Consider the following 17,494-nt stretch of genomic DNA (forward strand, 5'->3'; position numbering starts at 1 on the left):
ATGAGCCTCCGCCTCCCACGCCTGAAGCTGCAGCACAAGGCCTTCTTCGCCCTGGCCGTGCTGCTGGTGGCCCTGCTGCTGGTGTTTCTCGGCTTCTCCCGCCTGGGGCTGCAGAGGGGCCTGGGCCCGTACATGGCCGAGGTGGAGCTGACCGGCATGGACGGGCTGGCCGAGCGGCTGGTCCAGCACCACGAGCAAAACGGCGGCTGGGATGCGGCGCGCGCCAACCCCGGTTTCTGGCGCGACATGGTGCGCCCGGGCGCAGGCATGGGCCGGGGCTTTCCTGCGGGCGAGCCCGGGCCGCGGCCCCCCATGCCTATGCCGGAGCCGAGGCCTGGTTTTGAGGGAAGCCACGGTCCGGGGCCGGGCCCGGTGTTTCCACCGCCACCTGGGCCGGAAGGCGGAGAGCCTGCCGATCGCTCAGATCGATCAGATCGATCAGATCGCTCCGACCGTACAGACCGTACAGACCGTACAGACCGTACAGACCGCCCAGGCCCGCCGCCGGATCGCCCGTTCGGCGGCCCGTGGGCGCGCGTGGGCCTGCTGGATGCCCAGGGCCAGCTCATCTCCGGCATGGCGCCGCAGCCAGGTGCGGCGCACCGCGTTCTGCGCGCAGCCAATGGTCAGGCCATTGGCGAGATCGTGCTGTCCCCCGTGCAGACAGGGCAGGGCATGCAGCGCGACCTGGACCGCGCCTTCCTCGCGCAGCAGATGGACTTCGTGGCCTGGACCGGGCTGGCCGGCCTGCTGTTGGCGCTGCTGCTGTCGGCCTGGCTCACGCGGCGCTGGCTGGAGCCGCTGACCGCCTTTGTCGACGGCCTGCGCGGCATTGCGGCCGGGCGGCTGGACACACGCGTGGCCATCAAGGGCGATGCGGAGCTGGCCCGCCTTGCGGAAACCTTCAACGACATGGCCGTGCAGCTGGCCACCATGGAGGCCTCGCGCCAGCGCTGGCTGGCCGACGTGGCGCATGAGCTGCGCACACCGCTGTCCACCATGCGCGCCGAGGTCGAGGCCGTGCAGGACGGCGTGCTGCCCATGGACGACCGCATGGCGCTGCGCCTGCACCGGCAGATCATGCGGCTGATACGGCTGGTCAGCGACCTGCGCGTGAGCCTGGACGACCCGCAGGCCCTGCACGGCTCGGGCCATGTGCCCGTGCATGTGCTGACCCTGCTGGGCGAGGCGCTGGACGGCGCGCGGCCCGGCTTCGAGCAAGTCGGCATTGGCCTGGACCGCTCCACCGTGGACCAGCTGGCCGCGCGCGTTCCGCCGCCGCTGGTGCAGGGCGACCCGCACCGGCTGCACCAGGTGTTTGCCAACCTGCTGGAAAACAGCCTGCGCTACACGGCTGCGGGCGGGCAGCTGCAGGTGTCCGCCGAAATTGTCCAGATGCAGGACCGCAGCATGCTGCAGCTGCGCTGGGACGACACGGCTCCCGGCGTGGCCAGCCCGCACCTGCCGCGCCTGTTCGACCGCCTCTACCGCGTGGACGCCTCCCGCGTGCGCGACGGCGACGGCCTGGGCGGCTCCGGCCTGGGGCTGGCCATCTGCCGCACCATCGTCCAGGCCCATGGCGGCAGCATCGAGGCGGCTGCCTCGCCGCTCGGCGGCCTGCGCATCACGCTGTGGCTGCCCTTGCTGGAAAATCCCGCGCCATGAAGCCTGCCCGCATCCTCCTGGTCGAAGACGAGACCGACATGGCCGCCATCGTCATCGACTACCTGCGCCATGCAGGCTACGAAGTCGAGCACATCCGCCACGGGCGCGAGGCACTGGACCGCATGCTGCGCTCCCCGCCCGACCTCACCGTGCTGGACATCATGCTGCCGGGGCTGGACGGCCTGGACATCCTGCGCCAGTTCCGCCCCCACAGCGCCAGCCCCGTCATCCTGCTCACCGCGCGTGTCGAGGAAATGGACCGCCTGCTGGGCCTGGAGCTGGGTGCGGACGACTACATCTGCAAGCCCTTCGCCCCGCGCGAAGTCGTGGCCCGCGTCAAGGCCGTGCTGCGCCGCAGTGCCGGCCCCGGCCCCGCGCAGCAACGCCTGACGCTGCTGCCCGAGCAGGGCCGCGCCATGCTCAACGGCAGCGTGCTGCCGCTGACCAAGCGGGAGCTGACCTTGCTGCAGGCCCTGATGCGTCAGCCCGGCCGCCTGTACTCCCGCGCGCAGCTGCTGGAGCTGGCCTGCGCCGACACGCTGGACGTGAACGAGCGCGCCATCGACAGCCACATCAAGAACCTGCGCAAGAAACTCAAGGCGGCGGACGACCGCCATGAGTGGATTCGCTCCGTCTATGGCGTGGGCTTTGCGTTCGAGCCCGATGGCGGTTCCGACACGCGGGCGCAGTGAAGGCCAGGCGAGGGCAGGGCGCAGCCCCTACCTCGACTCGTCGAGGTGCTCCATGAACGTGGTGCCCGTGTAGCGGGAGCGGAACAGGCCGGCCTCCACCAGGCGCGGCACCAACTGCTCCAGCACGCAATGCAGGGACTCGACGGAGCCGCCGGGCGCGGCCAGAAAGCCGTCGATGGCGCCGGCGGCGCTCCACTGGGTGATCTGCGCCACGGCATCGTCCACCGTGCCGACCACCTGCCAGTGCGCGGCGGAGAGGATTTCCGGCCGCTGCAGCAGCTCGTCGATGCGCAATGACTCGCGTTCCATCAGGCGCCTGAGCAGGCCCGCATGCGTGCGGCTGGACGGGGTTGCCACGGGCGGCGGAAGGTCGGCTGCGGTGATAGGCCGGTCTGCGGGCCAGTCCGTCAGGTCCAGGCCGACCATGGCCTTGATCGATGCCAGCTTGCGGTCCCTGTCCACCCGGCCGTGCGTCTGCTGGAACATCTCCCGGGCCTGCTCGCGGGTGTCGGCCAGGTACAGGCTCAGGCCGGGCAGCAGGCGCACATCCCGCGCCTGGCGGCCATGGCGCTGGGCGCGCTGAGACAGGTCCTGGCGCAGTTCCAGCGCCGCGTCCAGGTCCGGCGTGGGCGCGAAAACAATGTCTGCCACCGATGCGGCAAAGTCGCGCCCGGTGCTGGACGCGCCCGCCTGCACCAGCGGAATGCGCGGGCCGCCGAACTCCGGCAGGTTCAGCGGGCCGCGCACTTTCAGGTGCGGTCCCTCGTGGTCTATGGGGTGGACCAGCGAGGCATCGGCGTAGCGGCCGCTGTCCCGGTCGATCTTCAAGGCCTCGTTGGGGAAGCTGGCCCACAGCCGGCGCACCACGTCGGTGAACTCTGCGGCCCGCGCATAGCGTTCATCGGCATCGGGCATGGCCTGCAGCCCGAAGTTCTCGTGGCCCTGCAGGGCCGTGACGATGTTCCATCCGGCGCGGCCGTTGCTGATCCAGTGCAGCGACTGCAGCTGGCGCGCCACCGCATAGGGCGGGAAAAACGTGGTCGATACCGTGGACACCAGGCCGATGCGCGAGGTCTCGCGCGCCAGCGCGGCCATCAGCACCGTGGGGTCCAGGCTGGCGAAGCCCGCGCCCGTCTCCAGCGCCTCCATGGGCAGAAAGCTCACGTCGGGGCGGAAGACGAAGTCCAGGTGCGCGGCCTCGGCGCGCCGGGCCAGGTCCAGGGCGAAGTCGCTGGAGTACAGCCCTTCGATATTGCTGCCGGGCCGCCGCCAGGCGTCGCCGCTCAGCCAGGTGGGGGCCAGCGAAAGGCCGATGTGCAGGGGTTTGCGGGTTGTCATGTCTGCTGTCATTCCCATCTCAGAACGTTCCGCGCACGCCCACGCCGATCATGCGCGGCGCGGTCATGCTGGCCTCGATGCCGCCGATGCCGCGGTTTTGTTGCAGGTACGTCGGTGCGCGCCTGTCGAAGACGTTCTTGATATAGCCGTACAACTGCACGCGCGCGCTGTAGGCATAGGTCAGGCGCAGGTCGGCGATGGTGTTGGAGCCGACCGCATAGGCGCGCGTGTTGGCGGTATCGGAGTAGTAGCCGTCCAGATGGCGCACCTGGCCGGAGACATTGAACCGGGGGCTGGCGTCCCAGCTCACGCCCAGGCTCAGGTTGTAGCCGGGCGAGCGGGCGAAGCGGTTGTGCTCGTAGCCGGGGTTGCTGCCCATTTCCTCGATGCGGGTGCGCAGCACGCCCACGCCGGCCTTGATCCGCAGGTTGTCCAGCGCGCGGTAGTCGGCGCCCAGCTCGAAGCCGTAGGCATGGGCCTTCTCCGCGTTGATGGTGTAGGACTGGGCCACGCCCGGGGAGATGACCACGGGGATGTTGTACTGCGCATCCCGCATGTCCATGTAGAACAGGTTGGTGTTGAGCATCAGCCGGTCATCGAGCAGGCTGGCGCGGCTGAACAGCTCGTAGTTCCAGATCGACTCCTTCTTGAAATAGGCCCATTGCCGGCTGGTGAGGTTCAGCGACACACCGCCCGGGTTGTAGCCCCGGCTGACCAGCGCGCCCACGGTCCAGCGCGGTGTGGCGGCATAGGCCAGGGACAGCTTGGGCAGCAGGGCCGAGAAGGTTTTCGTGTAGTCGAGGGCGGTGGGGGCCAGCACGGAGGTGCCGGTGCGCACCACCTCGTCCTGCTGGTAGCGCAGGCCGCTGGTCAGGGTCCAGCGGTCGGCCAGGCGCCAGTTCAGCTCGCCGAAGACGCCCAGGTTCTTCTTCGTGTCGTCGAAGGCGGACAGGCCGCGCAGCAGCAGGCTTTCGTCCGTGCCGGTGCGCGCGTAGTAGACGCCGCCGAAGCCGCTCAGGCGGTCCTTGTCGCTGCCCACCAGGGCGCGGAACTCATTGGAGACATTGTTCTGGCGGATATCGGCATCGCCCTCGCCGGGAATGCCCGTGTAGCGCTGCACGGACGAGCGCGAATACTGGGACTGGTTGACCAGCCGCACGCCGTTGCCCAGCTCGTAGCTGAGGTCGAGGATGCCGGTGTCGGTCTTCTGCTTCCAGCTGGGCATGGTCGTCGTCCAGTGCTCCAGCGCGCTGAACGGAGCGGACGCCGCCTCCTGGCTGGGGCGGTTGCTGTCGTTGTGGGAATAGGTGAACTTGGCCTCCAGGCCCGGAACGCTGCTGGGCAGCCACAGGAACTTCATGCGTGCGTTCAGCGCGCGGAAATCCTGATCGGCCTGGCCCCGCTGGAACTGCGGATTGGTGTAGTCGATGAAGGTATCGCGCCCCGAGTAGTCCACGGCCAGCCGCGCGGCCAGCTCCTCGCCCACGGGGCCGGAGACGGCGATGGACGCACGCCGCGAGTGGTAGTCGCCCGCCTCCAGCTGGTAGGCCCCTTCGCGCTTGAAGCTGGGGTCCTTGGTGTTCACGACGATGGCGCCCGCAATGGCATTGGCACCCTGCGAGGTGGTCTGCGGGCCGCGGAACACCTCGATGCTCTCCACATCCCAGACCGAGGTCGCGCCGAAGAACATCTCGTTGTAGTTGAGGTAGTGCCCATCCAGGTTGATGGTGGCGCGCGGCACCGTGCCGCCCCAGAAGACGTTCTGGCCGTTGTTGGGGCCCTGCGTGTCCTGCCCGCGGATGATGGGCGCGCCCACCGTGTCGGTGTAGACCACGTTGGGCACATCGTGCAGCACCTCGTGGACCGAGGCATTGCCGGACTCCTGCCGGGCCAGGTCCTTGCCGGCCTTGACCGACACGGAGGAGGCCGTGTCCTTGAGTTCGCGCCTGACCTTTTCTCCGCTGACCACGACCGCTTCAAGCGCGTTGGATTCCCCCCCGGAACCCGATGCGCCCTGTGCAAAGGCGCCGGCCGGCGCCATCAGGGTAGAGAGTGCGATGGCGCCCGCCCGGGACGGGAGCCTGCGATGGAAACACAGCTTCACAGCATCTTCCTTTGATGAGAATGATTCGTATTTTTCAAAGGTCGCCATCATGCATTGAAATTCCACAGTAGGGAATGCATTCCCACATGCGGAAGAAAAAAACAGCGGCGAAATGGTGTGCGCGCACCCGTGCAGAGCCTTCGGCAGAGCCGGTATCATCGACACCGGCGGCGCCTGCGCCCCCACCTGCGATGCGCCTGGTACAGGCAAGAAAGCCCAGCCCTTGAAAACAACAACACCTCAGACGACAGCCGGCGAGAAGCGCTCCGGCACCATCCAGTCCGTCTCCATCGCCACCCGGTTTCTCATGGTCCTGGCCAATGCCGAAAGCGAGCTGGCGCTGGGCGAGGTGGCCCGGCGAACGGGAACGGGGGGCTCCACGGCCCACCGCTACCTGCAAAGCCTCGTCAAGGAAGGCCTGGCCAAGCAGGACCCGGCCAGCGGCCTGTATGACCTGGGCAGCGCGGCGCTGAGCATCGGCATTGGCGCGCTCAAGCGTGTGGATGCGGTGGAGATTGCGGCGCAGCGCATGAAGGCGCTGACGCACAGCCATGCGCTCAGCGGCGGCGTGGCCATCTGGACCGACCGGGGGCCCACCCTGGTGCGCTGGTACCGCAGCGCCTACTTCTCGATCAACCCGCTGGCGCTGGGCGACATCCTGCCCATAGACAACACCGCCTGCGGCCTGGTGTTCCAGGCCTTCCTGCCCAAGGCCACCATCGACGCCGCACGGCGCCAGCAGCCCGCCCATTTCCGTGGCAAGCCGCCGGCCAAGGCCGTGCTCGACGAAGTGCGCGAGCGCTGCTGGTCCGAGATGACCAGCCACCTGCTGTCCAACGTCACGGGCCAGGCGGCGCCGGTGTTCGATGCGCAGCATGAAATCGTCTGCGCGGTCACCACCGTCTCGGACCTGGGCCAGCTCAAGTCGCCGCAAGACCGGGTCGCGCTGTTCCGCGAGGCCAGCCTGATCAACCAGTCCACGGGCGGGCGGGCTTTCAGCGCAGATTCGCCTTGAAAGCCGCGCCGGGAAGAATGGCCGGGCGCCTCAGTTCCCTGCGGCGCGCTCCATGGCATTCACGGCCCTGCGCCCCCTGGGCACCACCAGGGGTGTCCCCGACACAGGGTCCGCAATGATCACGGCCGGCAGGCCGAACACCTCCTGCACCAACTGCTCCGTGAAGATCGCCCCGGGCGCGCCTTGCGCGGCAATGCGCCCGTTGCGCATGGCGATCAGGTGCGAGGCATAGCGGCAGGCCTGGTTGAGGTCGTGCAGCACCGCAACCACCGTGCGGCCGGCGTCGTTGAGATCCGCCAGCAGCTCCATCAGCTCGATCTGGTGGGCGATGTCCAGGAACGTCGTGGGCTCGTCCAGCAGCAGGATCGGCGTCTGCTGTGCCAGCACCATCGCAATCCACACCCGCTGGCGCTGGCCACCTGACAGCTCGTCCAGCAGTCGGTCGGACAGTGCTGCCACATCGGTGGCCTGCATGGCCTCGGCCACAGCCTGCTCATCCGCGTCCGTCCACTGCCTCAGGAAGGATTGATGGGGGTAGCGCCCCCGCGCCACCAGGTCCGCCACCGTGATGCCCTCGGGCGCCACCGCGCTTTGCGGCAGCAGGCCCAGGCGCCGTGCCACCTCCTTGGCGGGAAATTGCGAGATGTGCCGGCCATCCAGGATGACCTGCCCGGCAGCCGGCACCAGCAGCCGCGACAGCGCGCGCAGCAGGGTGGACTTGCCGCAGGCGTTCGGCCCCACGATGACGGTGAAGGAACCATCGGGAATGGCAAGGGACAGGCCCTGCGAAATCGTGCGCTCGCCGTAGCGCAGCGTCACCGCATCAGCACTCAGGCGCTGCGTCATGGCCGGTCATTTCCCACAATCGATAGGTCCTTCGGTGTTTGCAATGTGGAATGAATTCTACAATACGGAATACGCTGAAGACGCCGCCCTGGCGCCCGGCCCCGTCGCTTCGGATCGAGATGAACAGACTCAAACTTGCCGCCCTGGGCGCGGCCGCCGCACTGGCCGTGCTGGCCTGTTTCGTATGGTTTCCACGCGCCGCCGTTCCCGTGGCGGGCGCCGCACCGCATACATCGGATACATCGCATGCGTCGCATACATCGGGTACGCCGGCTGCAGCACACGCAGACCATGCACCGCTGCCCCGGCGCATCGTCTCCACCTCGCCCAGCGTGACCGGAATCCTGCTGGCCATCGATGCGCCGGTCGTTGCGACCGCCGCGACCACGCCCAGCCGCATGACCGACGACAAGGGCTTTTTCTCGCAATGGGCCGCCGTTGCCGACAAGCGCGGCGTGCAGGTGCTCTACCGCAACCTGCAATTCGACATCGAGGCCGCCATCGGCGCCAGCCCCGACCTGCTGGTGGCCTCCGCCACCGGGGCCGACAGCGTGGCCCAGCACCGCACCGAACTGCAGGCGCAGGGCGTGCCCATGGTCGTGGTCGACTACTCCAGCCAGTCCTGGCAGGACATCGCCACCGAGCTGGGCCGCATCACGGGCCATGCGAAGCAGGCCGCCGCAGCCATTGCCCGCTTCGATGCCCATGTGGCGCAGACCGCCGCCTCCATCACGCCACCGGCCCAGCCCGTCAGCATCGTCGCCTACAACCTGGCCGGCAGCTACTCCATAGGCCGCGCCGCCAGCCCCCATGCGCGGCTGCTGGCCGCACTGGGCTTCAAGGTGGAGGGCCTGCCGCCCGCGCTGGCCGCCCAGGTCACACGCGCCTCGGACTTCGAATTCATCTCCCGCGAGAATCTCTCGGCTGCCATCACCGGCGACTCCGTCTTCCTGCTCGGCGCCTCGCAGGGCGATGTGCAGGCCTTCCTGGACGATCCGCTACTGGCCAACCTGCCCGCCGTTGCCGGCCGGCGCGTCTATCCGCTGGGCCCGACCTCGTTTCGCATCGACTACTACTCGGGGCAGCAGATGGTCGACGCCGTGGCAAGCCATTTCCGCTGAGCCATGCGTGCACGGCTCCAAGGCGCGGTGGCGCGGCCTGCCTCGCGCTCCTGTACGCGCTCCTCCCTGCACTGCAGGCGTTGGCTGGGCCTTGCAGGCGGGCTGCTGGCGCTGGCCATCATTGCCGTGCTCGGCATCACCGTCGGCTCGCGCGACATTGCGCTGGCCGACATCCTCGGCGCGCTGCGGGCTCCGGACCTGCGTGATGACCAGCACCTGATCGTCAGCCTGCTGCGCATGCCCCGCACCGTGGTGGCCATCCTGGCCGGCATGGCGCTGGGCGTGGCTGGCGCGCTCATGCAGGCCGTCACCCGCAATCCCCTGGCGGAGCCGGGTCTGCTGGGCGTCAACGCGGGTGCGGCGCTGGCCGTGCTCATCGGCATGACGGCCTTCGGCCTGACGTCCGTGCTCCAGTACGTTTGGTGCGCCTTTGCCGGCGCGGGGCTGGCGGGCGCCGCCGTCTTCGCGTTCGGCCAGTCCCGGGGCGCGGGCGCGCACCCGGTGCGCCTGGTCCTGGCCGGGGCCGGCCTGTCGGTCATGCTCACCTCCAGCGCCGGCATCATCCTGCTCAACGCGCCCCCGGAAGTCTTTGACGGCTTCCGCCACTGGGCGGCCGGCTCCCTGGAGGGCAGCGGCTATGCCAGCGCCGCCGTGCTGGCGGCCGCCGTGGCGGCAGGGCTGGCGGCGGCCTGGGCCATCGTCGGCCAGCTCAACGCCATGGCGCTGGGGCATGACGTGGGCCTGGCGCTGGGTGTCAATGTGCGCGCCACCGCGCAACTGGCCTGCCTTGCGGTCATGCTGCTGGCCGGGGCGGCCACGGCAGCCGTGGGGCCCATCGCCTTCGTCGGCCTGGTGGCGCCGCATCTTGCACGCCTCTCGTGCGGGCCGGACTACCGCTGGATACTGCCGCTGTCCGCGCTCTACGCGGCGGTGCTGCTGCTGGGTGCCGACGTGCTGGGCCGCGTCGTCGCAGCACCTGCCGAAGTGGCTGCGGGCATCGTCGCCTGCCTGATTGGCGGGCCGTTCTTTGTCTGGGTTGCGTGCAGATACCGGTTGAGCAGGCTATGAAGACCTCCGTGAACACATCCGTTGTGCGCTGGGGAGCCTGTTCGTTTCTCTGGCGGCCCAGGCCGCTGGCCGTGGGCATGGCGCTGGTCGTGCTGGCCCTGGTGCTGGGTGTGCTGCTGCTGGGCACGGGAACCCTGTCCCTCAGCCCCGCCGAAGTGCTCGACAGCCTGCTGGGCACGGGCTCCAACCCCGCAGCAGAGCGCATCGTGCAGCGGGTGCGGCTGCCGCGTGTCCTCACGGCCGTCTTCGTGGGCGCGTCGCTTGGCATGGCGGGTGCCATCTTCCAGTCCATCTCCCGCAACGCGCTGGGCTCGCCGGACGTGATCGGCTTCACCACGGGCGCGGCCAGCGGGGCGATTGCGCTCATCGTGCTCGGTGACGCCGGGCCGCTGTGGACATCGCTGGCCGCCGTGCTGTCGGGCATGGCCACGGCGGCGGTCGTGCTTGCGCTGTCCGGGGGGCGGCGTGCTGGCGGCGGCTTCCGGCTGGTGCTGGTGGGCATAGGCGTGGGGGCCACGCTCTCGGGCCTGAACACCATCTTGCTGGTCATGGGGGACCTGGACCGGGCCGTCGCCGCGCAGCGCTGGCTGGCCGGCTCGCTCAGCGCGCGGACCTGGGCCCATGTCGTGCCCGCCGCGCTGGGCTTCATCGCCATCGTGCCCGTTGTGCTGTGGTGCGCCCGCCGCATCAACCTGCTTGAGCTGGGCGACGATGCCGCCACCCAGCTCGGCGTCAACGTGCCGCGCACGCGGCTCACCATGGTGATGGCTGCCGTGGCCCTGACCGCCATCGCCACGGCAGCGGCGGGGCCCATCGCCTTCATCGCGCTGGCCGCGCCCCAGGTGGCCAGGCGCCTGGGCCTGTCGCCCGACGTGCCCCTGTTCACGGCGGCAGCCATGGGCGCCGTTCTGCTGCTGGCGGCCGACATGCTCAGCCAGTGGGCACCCGTGCGCCTGCATCTGCCCATCGGGTTGGTAACGGGGCTGCTGGGCGGGGTGTATCTGCTGTGGCTGCTGTTTCGCACGCGCAAGGGGTAGACGGCCATGCAGGGTGCAGCGGCGCGCAGACCCGTTGCCTCCGGGACTACCTGCCGCCGCGCGCCACCGCAGGCCCCGCCACGGTGTACACATGCCCGGCCTCTTCGGCAGCCACCTTGGCCGCCTCGCTGCGGCGCACCTCTGCCTGGTCCTCGTACTCGCAGTTCATCACCCGGGCTTCACTGCCCGCGAACTCCGCCAGCGATTCAGCGCTGTTGCGAATGGTCACCAGCGCCTGCGCCACCACGTCCAGCCGCTGATGGCCTTCGGGGATCTCCAGCCAGGCCAGCGCCAGCTGGGCCAGGGCGGAAACCTCGGCACAGCCTTGCTGCACGAAGCGGTCCATTTCATGCAGTGCTGTTGCGAGCTTCTGGGCGTGGGTGTTTTCGGGGGAGGGGATGGGGGGATGTGCTTCATGGGTTCGACTCTCCACGAAGCATTCCATTGGCGTCTGACATCGCATCTCCTTCAGAAAGGGATGATGCTTGCCGGTTTTTCTTGACGCAGATACTACGAGTTGCGTAGCTGATTGACAGGGCGTTCAAGAAGATGGGGGCTGCCGAGTGGGTCTGAGGGGGCGACCAGCTTGTCGCAAGCGCACAGATCAATCGCTATGCGTGGCAAGCCCAAGCCGTACCTGCTGTACCGTGCGCAAGCTGGCCGAAATCCTCAAGGTTCCGACGGCGTTTTCTGCTCGGATACGGATGATGGAGTTCGCAGTCGCTGCTCAGCTATGGGCAGGCGAGTGAGGATGTGCGGGAGAACGTACGAGGATATTGGGGAATTAGAGCTGCTCTGCCCTGCCATCCCTAGGGCCGGCGAAGACAGTCAGCTCCTGCTTGGTTCTTGTGCGCTGACACAGCAATTCCTCGATAAACAGGATGCCGACATCGATACCGTATGGCTGGCTCAATCCGGTTACGACCTGCCCCTCAGCGACGAATACCTCGTCAAGGTCGAAGATGCCAACAGGCTCCACGTTCGTTCGATCACCGGGCCCATCGTGATTTGCGTCGCTCAAGCCGGGGAGCATGCCTATGGCGCGATCGTAGGCTGCCTCGGCATCGCTGGCAGCGAACAGATGCGACGCGATGAAATGGCGTTTCTCTCTGCGGTTGACGTCGTAAGGTGGCTGCGTGCTGAGCGAAGCGTTCTCCTCCTTCATGAGGAAATGGGCAATGTATAAGGACATCAATAAGGTACTTTCAACTGCAGTGCCGTGGTGAATCCCCCATCTGGCCGTCAGAAGCCGGATGCGGACGGCTCAGTCGACGGACATCCTCTGGATGAAGTGGTCAGACATTGTGATCGATCACTTCTATTTCCTCGCATATTACGAAGTGATTTCCAATTTCCAGGACAACCGCGCTTGTTTCGACGATATGCGTGTCGATCAGTTGTGTTTTTAAATCGGATCCAATGCGATCTCGAACGCTGGTGAGGACAGAGATAGGACCGCGCAAGAGCAAGCCATAGCCTCCAGTCAGCAGTGTATGAAAGGATGCCGGTGAACCCGGCATCATTCTGGATGCGGCCAGCCAGCCTTTGTAGTGATGATGAAGAATTTCCCAAATATAGGCATAAATTTGGTAAGGATCCTGGGGGCACGAGGAGAAGTAAAGGCTGCCTTGTCTTCCGGAGCGGTTCAGGAGCAAGGGGTGCTCCCGGTATACGGATATTGCATTTGCACTGCAAATGCACACGTCGGTGTCCAGCCATTGCTTGCACACGATTTTGAATTCTCTGCGTATCCGTGAATTTTTCCAGTCATCGCATTCGATCGAAATCAAGAGTTCATTGTTCTCTGAACGACTTATGGATGTAATCAGGCCGTTGCTGTCATCATGGAAAATTTCTGCCAGTGCCTCAATATTCATGTCTTCTGGAATGTCATGGGTGGATGTTCGGCGCCCCAGGACATGAGAGCCACCGTATGTCTGACGTTTTATTAATTAGTGATTTTTACTGAGTTTTCGCAGATGCGTCTGATCGGCCGAAAGCAGTTCTCGACATCTTATTGCTCAAGTGTCAACATTTGCTTTAGCCATTGATCCGCCGTCATGTCCTCAACTCCGATCACATGATGTATATACATCATCGCCCTTTGCAGGCCGTATCGTCCGTCCAGCCTGTATAGAAGATAGTTGGCTGTGATCACTGCGCCGGTGGGCCAGAGCCGCCGAAAACTCTCCAGATCCTTGTCAACGATTTCGCCATAATTGGCCAGATCACCGCACTCCGTTTCGATGGATCGACCAAGAATATTCTCGATCGTGGTTCTTGTATCTGCATTTATCTTGAATGCCATTGTTATCTCCATGCGGCCGTATTGATTGTGCTTGATCTCAGGAGCTTGTGCCAAGGACTGGCATTGTCAGTCGTCGCACGCCGGTTGTCATCTGCATCAAGCCCGCCTAGACCAATCTATTGAATAACGCAGCTATACCGATTCGTTCGCACTCTGCTTCGGCCTGTTGGACTTCAAAATCCAGAAAATATCCTAGGTCCCAACGGAGTTTCCCGGCTCGGTGCTGCTCATCAAGTCTGGCAGGCACAAAATGCTCTGCAAATGAAAGAGCTTTCTTTAACTGGATCAATGCCTTAAGGCCCGTTATACCTGTGGAAACCGATGCCGTTCCAACGAACAGGTCATGGCCTTTCACGTCCGAAAGATCGGGGATGTAATTGCAACGCACTGCACATCCATTCCCGCAGTTTTTGCAGTGCCATATTTCCATTGCAGATTTCTCCGCGGGGCGATGAAAATCAGTGCTTGTGCAGATGGGGCATTCCATGTTGGAGGCGGGTGGCTGGTGCTTCCAGTAGATTCAAACCTGGCTTCAGGGGCGCTGTCGGCTGATTGTGCCGCATGATGAGGAGCTTGGCATCTTGATTCAGGCGTGCTGCCATGCATCCTCAGCGTTTGCGGTGGCGGTGAGTAGGCATGGTGGCAGGTCGCCTCGCGATGGCGTGCATGTCTTCGGGCGGAGTGCCCGTATGGGTCACGCGACAGGGATGGTGAGCCTACGGAGGGTGAAGGAGGTTGACGGGACCTGTGCGCGGTAAGGACAATCGATCGTCATGGACACTGAAAATGAAATCTTGGCACCACATGAACGTTATTGAAGCTGTAATGCACATGTCGCTTTACGCGAAGGCTCCCCATCCTGTCCTGGTGGTTGACGGGGTGCCGCTTGAGTTATGGTTGAAAGAGGCAGATTGCTCGGCTGTCTTTGGAGAAGATACTGTGGGTGGCCTTGTCCCGGCCCAAGGGTGGCTTATTGATGAGTGCGATTTGAAAAATGCCTGGTATCTTTTGAATCCAAAAAATGAAAATTCGTCGACGATAGTGCCAATCATGATCTGTCCAGATGATATGGATATGAATTGCACTGTTGCGGTGGTAGAGCAGCTGGTTGATGAAGAAGCGGTGAGTTGGGCGAGAATCGGACGTGCTATCGATGTGAGAAATGGTATTGTTGTTTCGGTTGAATGGGTAGCGGGAAATAAAAGAGCAGTATTTGACAAGACGGCTTTTTCTGCGGCGGTTGATGAGTTGAGGCGTCTGACAGAGGAGGTCTGGAGCTAGCTTCTGGCCACAGTCGCAAAGCTGGAATTGAGCGCCTTGCGGAAAACCAGTGATTCCTGGTCGGTCGAGGTTGCCAATCCTTACCCAAACAACCCCCCCTCATCCAACAACTCAAACGCCACCTCAGGCGTCCTCTCCATCCCCCGCCGAATCGCCGCAGGAATTGCCTGCCGAGTCTTGCTGCACAGCCCGCGCATCGGCAAGACCTCGATCTGTATGCCGCGCACGGTGCGCACTTCGCTGGCGCCGGGCTCGATGCGCACGCGGATGCCGAGCTGCTCATACATGCGCTGCTCCACATGGCGCAGGTCCTGCAGGCTGGTGATCTGTTCGAGCCGCTGCAGCAGGCGTTTTTCCTCTTCCCTGGTGAGCCGCAGGATGCGCTGGTCGGCCATGGAGTCGGCGAGCAGGGCGTCGTGCTCGCAGATGCAGGCGCCCGGAGGGCAGGGGACTCGGATCGGAATCTGAACGGGAAAGCTCATCGATGCCCAAGGAAGATCCGCCCCGGCCGGGACGGTGCAGGCCATGCTAGTTCAAGGCTGCAGCGGGGCCAAGGGGAAAGTCCTGGGCGCGCCCGCTGCCTGCGCCTGCTGCCTTTTCCCCCTCCCGTATGTCCGCGCCTGCGTCGTGGCGGTTGCGGGGTTGCAAGCCTGCCGAAGGACAGGCTTGCTTCGTCATCTGACTCGCCGTGATGTTTGAGTGAAGCGCGCAGCGCGCAACGAGTTTCACGGCGAACCCCGCAGCCGCCACGACGCAGGTGGCCCCGCAGCGAAGCGAAGGGGTCGCGGACATTCGGGTCGCCTTCTTTGATCTGACCTTTCTTGGCGAATCAAGAAAGGGCAGTCGGCTGCCGGGCCGAGACCCGGCCTCTAAAAGAAACCGCCCGGCAGGGGCAAGAAGAGCGCGCGGCGCTCAAATTTACAGACGGTCAACAACGCAAGGCCGCAGCCGCCAAGTCACACAAACTGACCCGCCCGCCTCACGACTTCTGACTCCTCCCATAAAGATTCTCCAACCCCGCCCACACCCTGCGCGTGAGCGGCTTGCTCTGCGCGGCAGGCCGCCGGTAGAGCCGTACGTTGATGGGCACGTCCTTGTCGGGCCCGGCCGCGCGGGCCAGGCGGCCATCGGTCAGGTCGGTCTTGACCAGGGTGAGCGGCAGCCAGGCCAGGCCCAGGCCCTGGTGGACCATGGCGTGCAGGGAGTCGGCGAGGTCCGCCTCGTAGACGGTGCGCAGGCGCGTGGTGTCGCACAGCTCGTGCAGGTGGCTGCGCAGGATCTTGCCCAGGGACATGCTTTGCGCGTAGTCCAGGTAGGGCACCAGCGGGCCGCCGCCGTGGGCGGGCAGGGCGTACTTGGGCAATTGGGGGACCAGGGGGATGCTGACGGGGATCAGCGTGTCCTGGCCCACGGGCAGCCAGGCCAGGTGGTGGCCCTGCAGGCTGCCTTCGATGGCGGGCTGGGCGTGGCACATGAGCAGGTCCACCTTGCCTTGCAGCAGCATTTCCACGCCGTAGTCCAGGCTGGTGGTGACCACTTTCCAGCACAGCTGGGGCATGGCCTGGTTGAGGGCGGTGATGATGCCCGGCAGGACGGTGTGCGACAGCGTGCGGCCGGCCGCGATGGTGATGGTTTCATCGCGCGTGCGGTGGGGGCGCTGGAGCAGGCCGTGGGTCTGCTCCAGGATGCCCAGCACTTCATGGGCCGAGGCCAGCAGCGTCTTGCCGGCGGCCGTGAGCGTGGTGGACTGGTGGCCACGCTCGACCAGGGGCGTGCCAGCCCATTCCTCCAGCGCGCGGATGCGGCGGCCAAAGGCGGGGTGGGTGATGTGGCGGCGCTCGGCGGCCTTGTAGAGGCTGCCGGTGTCGGCCAGGGCCTGCAGGTCCTGCAGCAGTTTGAGGTTGAGTTCGTGCATGGGTAGGGTGGGCGCAGAGCTGTGCTGATCCGGCACAGCCCCGCCGCAATCGGCACAGCACCAAGGCGGGGCATGCCTAGCATGGCGGCATGCGAGAGAAGCCCTGTTATGCCTGAAGTTTGCCTCAGGAAGATGCAAAGCCATTTCATTGGCGGTGCGCAGCGCACGGTGCGGGATCTGCCGATCCAGCACAGGGAAGTGGTGCGCAACGGCGGCGAGCGGCCGCTGGACATGAATGGCAGCTATGCCGTAGGCCAGATGTACGCCATGGAGTACCGGCTGGCGCATCCGCGCAGCCCCCTGCCAGTGCTGCTGTGGCACGGCGGCGGCATGACCGGGGCGCAGTGGGAGTCCACGCCCGATGGCCGCCAGGGCTGGCTGTGGCGGCTGCTGGAGGCCGGCCATGACGTGGTGGTCTGCGATGCCGTGGAGCGCGGCCGCGCGGGCTGGGCGATGTTCCCCGAGATCTATGCCGAGGCGCCCGTGTTCCGCAGTGCCGAGGAGGCATGGACGCTGTTTCGCATAGGCCATGGCGCGCCTTCGGGCGACGGTGTGGGCGAGCCCTTCGTCGGCCAGCGGTTTCCACATGAGAATTTTGGTGCCCTGGTGCGGCAGATGGTGCCGCGCTGGCTGGGGCACGAGGCCATGGCCATGGCGGCCTATGACGCCTTGCTGGAGCAGTTCGGCCCCTGCGTGGTGCTGGGCCACAGCCAGGGCGGTGGCTTTGCCGCGCATGCGGCCATCCGCAAGCCGCACCTGGTGCGCGCCGTGGTGGGCGTGGAGCCTACGGGCATGCCGGTGGTGCAAGAAGGGCAGCAGGGGCAACAGGGGCAGGAGGGGGCGGATGCCTTCGCGCCTGCCTCGGCCATCCCCCATCTGGCGGTGTGGGGCGACCATTTCGCGCACAGCCCGCAGTGGCAGAAGTACCGCGCGCAGACCGATGTGTATTGGCAGCTGCTGCGCCGCCTGGGCGGCCGTGCCGAGGTGTTGGACCTGCCGGCCGCAGGCATTACCGGCAATTCGCATTTCTGCATGCTGGACACCAATGGCGACGAGGTGCTGGGCCGGGTGCTGGCCTGGCTGGAGCGCCTGGGCCGATGACTG

General features: G+C 65.9%; 17 protein-coding genes. 8 read left to right on the forward strand and 9 right to left on the reverse strand.

Annotated features, from left to right (window positions below; all coding sequences use genetic code 11):
* Positions 1–1,665: an ATP-binding protein gene (locus tag BO996_RS14700; protein ID WP_071955269.1), complete on the forward strand. Its 1,665-nt coding sequence runs from the start codon at positions 1–3 to the stop codon at positions 1,663–1,665.
* Complete coding sequence (locus BO996_RS14705) at positions 1,662–2,357, forward strand: response regulator (RefSeq protein ID WP_012204984.1); 696 nt, start codon at positions 1,662–1,664, stop codon at positions 2,355–2,357. The genes BO996_RS14700 and BO996_RS14705 overlap by 4 nt, the downstream gene beginning before the upstream one ends.
* A 27-nt stretch (positions 2,358–2,384) precedes the next feature.
* Here the strand turns inward: BO996_RS14705 and BO996_RS14710 are convergent, their stop codons facing one another.
* Both BO996_RS14710 and BO996_RS14715 read right to left on the reverse strand, forming a co-directional pair.
* A complete protein-coding gene (locus BO996_RS14710) occupies positions 2,385–3,695 on the reverse strand; it encodes an NtaA/DmoA family FMN-dependent monooxygenase (protein ID WP_071955271.1) in 1,311 nt (436 codons plus the stop codon).
* Between the two features lie 19 nt (positions 3,696–3,714).
* On the reverse strand, positions 3,715–5,664 hold the full coding sequence (locus BO996_RS14715; RefSeq protein WP_232240311.1) for a TonB-dependent receptor: 1,950 nt from the start codon (positions 5,662–5,664) through the stop codon (positions 3,715–3,717).
* 358 nt (positions 5,665–6,022) lie between these two features.
* Between BO996_RS14715 and BO996_RS14720 the strand changes: the two genes are divergently transcribed.
* Positions 6,023–6,814 carry an IclR family transcriptional regulator gene (locus BO996_RS14720; RefSeq protein ID WP_012204987.1) on the forward strand — a complete coding sequence of 264 codons (792 nt, stop codon included), beginning with the start codon at positions 6,023–6,025 and terminating at the stop codon, positions 6,812–6,814.
* 30 nt (positions 6,815–6,844) lie between these two features.
* On the opposite strand, the gene BO996_RS14725 is transcribed toward BO996_RS14720, so the two are convergent.
* Positions 6,845–7,660 (reverse strand): ABC transporter ATP-binding protein, encoded by an 816-nt coding sequence (locus BO996_RS14725; protein ID WP_071955275.1) that lies wholly within the window; start codon positions 7,658–7,660, stop codon positions 6,845–6,847.
* A 119-nt stretch (positions 7,661–7,779) separates the two neighbouring features.
* Here BO996_RS14725 and fepB point away from each other — a divergent pair, with 119 nt between their 5' ends.
* Genes fepB through BO996_RS14740 form a run of 3 tightly spaced genes read left to right on the forward strand, consistent with a single transcriptional unit; the run spans position 7,780 to position 10,886 of the window.
* On the forward strand, positions 7,780–8,781 hold the full coding sequence (gene fepB, locus BO996_RS14730; protein ID WP_071955277.1) for a Fe2+-enterobactin ABC transporter substrate-binding protein: 1,002 nt from the start codon (positions 7,780–7,782) through the stop codon (positions 8,779–8,781).
* 3 nt (positions 8,782–8,784) lie between these two features.
* Positions 8,785–9,849, forward strand: a complete 1,065-nt coding sequence (locus BO996_RS14735; protein WP_071955279.1) for a FecCD family ABC transporter permease — start codon at positions 8,785–8,787, stop codon at positions 9,847–9,849.
* A complete protein-coding gene (locus tag BO996_RS14740) occupies positions 9,846–10,886 on the forward strand; it encodes a FecCD family ABC transporter permease (RefSeq protein WP_071955285.1) in 1,041 nt (346 codons plus the stop codon). Before BO996_RS14735 ends, BO996_RS14740 begins: the two co-directional genes overlap by 4 nt.
* Positions 10,887–10,932: 46 nt before the next feature.
* Here BO996_RS14740 and BO996_RS14745 read toward each other — a convergent pair whose 3' ends face one another.
* The 4 genes from BO996_RS14745 to BO996_RS14755 form a co-directional block, all read right to left on the reverse strand.
* The gene (locus BO996_RS14745) at positions 10,933–11,232 is read right to left on the reverse strand and encodes a hypothetical protein (protein WP_232240313.1); all 300 of its coding nucleotides are present in this window, start codon (positions 11,230–11,232) and stop codon (positions 10,933–10,935) included.
* 438 nt (positions 11,233–11,670) lie between these two features.
* A complete protein-coding gene (locus BO996_RS14750) occupies positions 11,671–12,051 on the reverse strand; it encodes a hypothetical protein (RefSeq protein ID WP_156897958.1) in 381 nt (126 codons plus the stop codon).
* A 130-nt stretch (positions 12,052–12,181) separates the two neighbouring features.
* Positions 12,182–12,763 (reverse strand): hypothetical protein, encoded by a 582-nt coding sequence (locus BO996_RS29075; protein WP_156897959.1) that lies wholly within the window; start codon positions 12,761–12,763, stop codon positions 12,182–12,184.
* A 137-nt stretch (positions 12,764–12,900) separates the two neighbouring features.
* Positions 12,901–13,248 (reverse strand): hypothetical protein, encoded by a 348-nt coding sequence (locus tag BO996_RS14755; protein WP_232240314.1) that lies wholly within the window; start codon positions 13,246–13,248, stop codon positions 12,901–12,903.
* Between the two features lie 732 nt (positions 13,249–13,980).
* Between BO996_RS14755 and BO996_RS14760 the strand changes: the two genes are divergently transcribed.
* Complete coding sequence (locus tag BO996_RS14760) at positions 13,981–14,475, forward strand: hypothetical protein (protein ID WP_232240315.1); 495 nt, start codon at positions 13,981–13,983, stop codon at positions 14,473–14,475.
* A gap of 80 nt (positions 14,476–14,555) precedes the next feature.
* On the opposite strand, the gene BO996_RS14765 is transcribed toward BO996_RS14760, so the two are convergent.
* Together BO996_RS14765 and BO996_RS14770 are read right to left on the reverse strand one after the other, a co-directional pair.
* Positions 14,556–14,957: a hypothetical protein gene (locus BO996_RS14765; protein ID WP_071957113.1), complete on the reverse strand. Its 402-nt coding sequence runs from the start codon at positions 14,955–14,957 to the stop codon at positions 14,556–14,558.
* 497 nt (positions 14,958–15,454) lie between these two features.
* Positions 15,455–16,390, reverse strand: coding sequence for a LysR family transcriptional regulator (locus BO996_RS14770; RefSeq protein ID WP_071955294.1), 936 nt, complete (start codon positions 16,388–16,390; stop codon positions 15,455–15,457).
* A 132-nt stretch (positions 16,391–16,522) separates the two neighbouring features.
* Here BO996_RS14770 and BO996_RS14775 point away from each other — a divergent pair, with 132 nt between their 5' ends.
* Entirely contained in the window at positions 16,523–17,491 is a 969-nt protein-coding gene (locus tag BO996_RS14775; RefSeq protein WP_071955296.1) for an alpha/beta fold hydrolase, read from the forward strand.
* Positions 17,492–17,494 lie beyond the last annotated feature (3 nt).

Origin of the sequence: Delftia sp. HK171 (assembly GCF_001886655.1) — a bacterium.
Taxonomy (GTDB): domain Bacteria; phylum Pseudomonadota; class Gammaproteobacteria; order Burkholderiales; family Burkholderiaceae_C; genus Comamonas; species Comamonas acidovorans.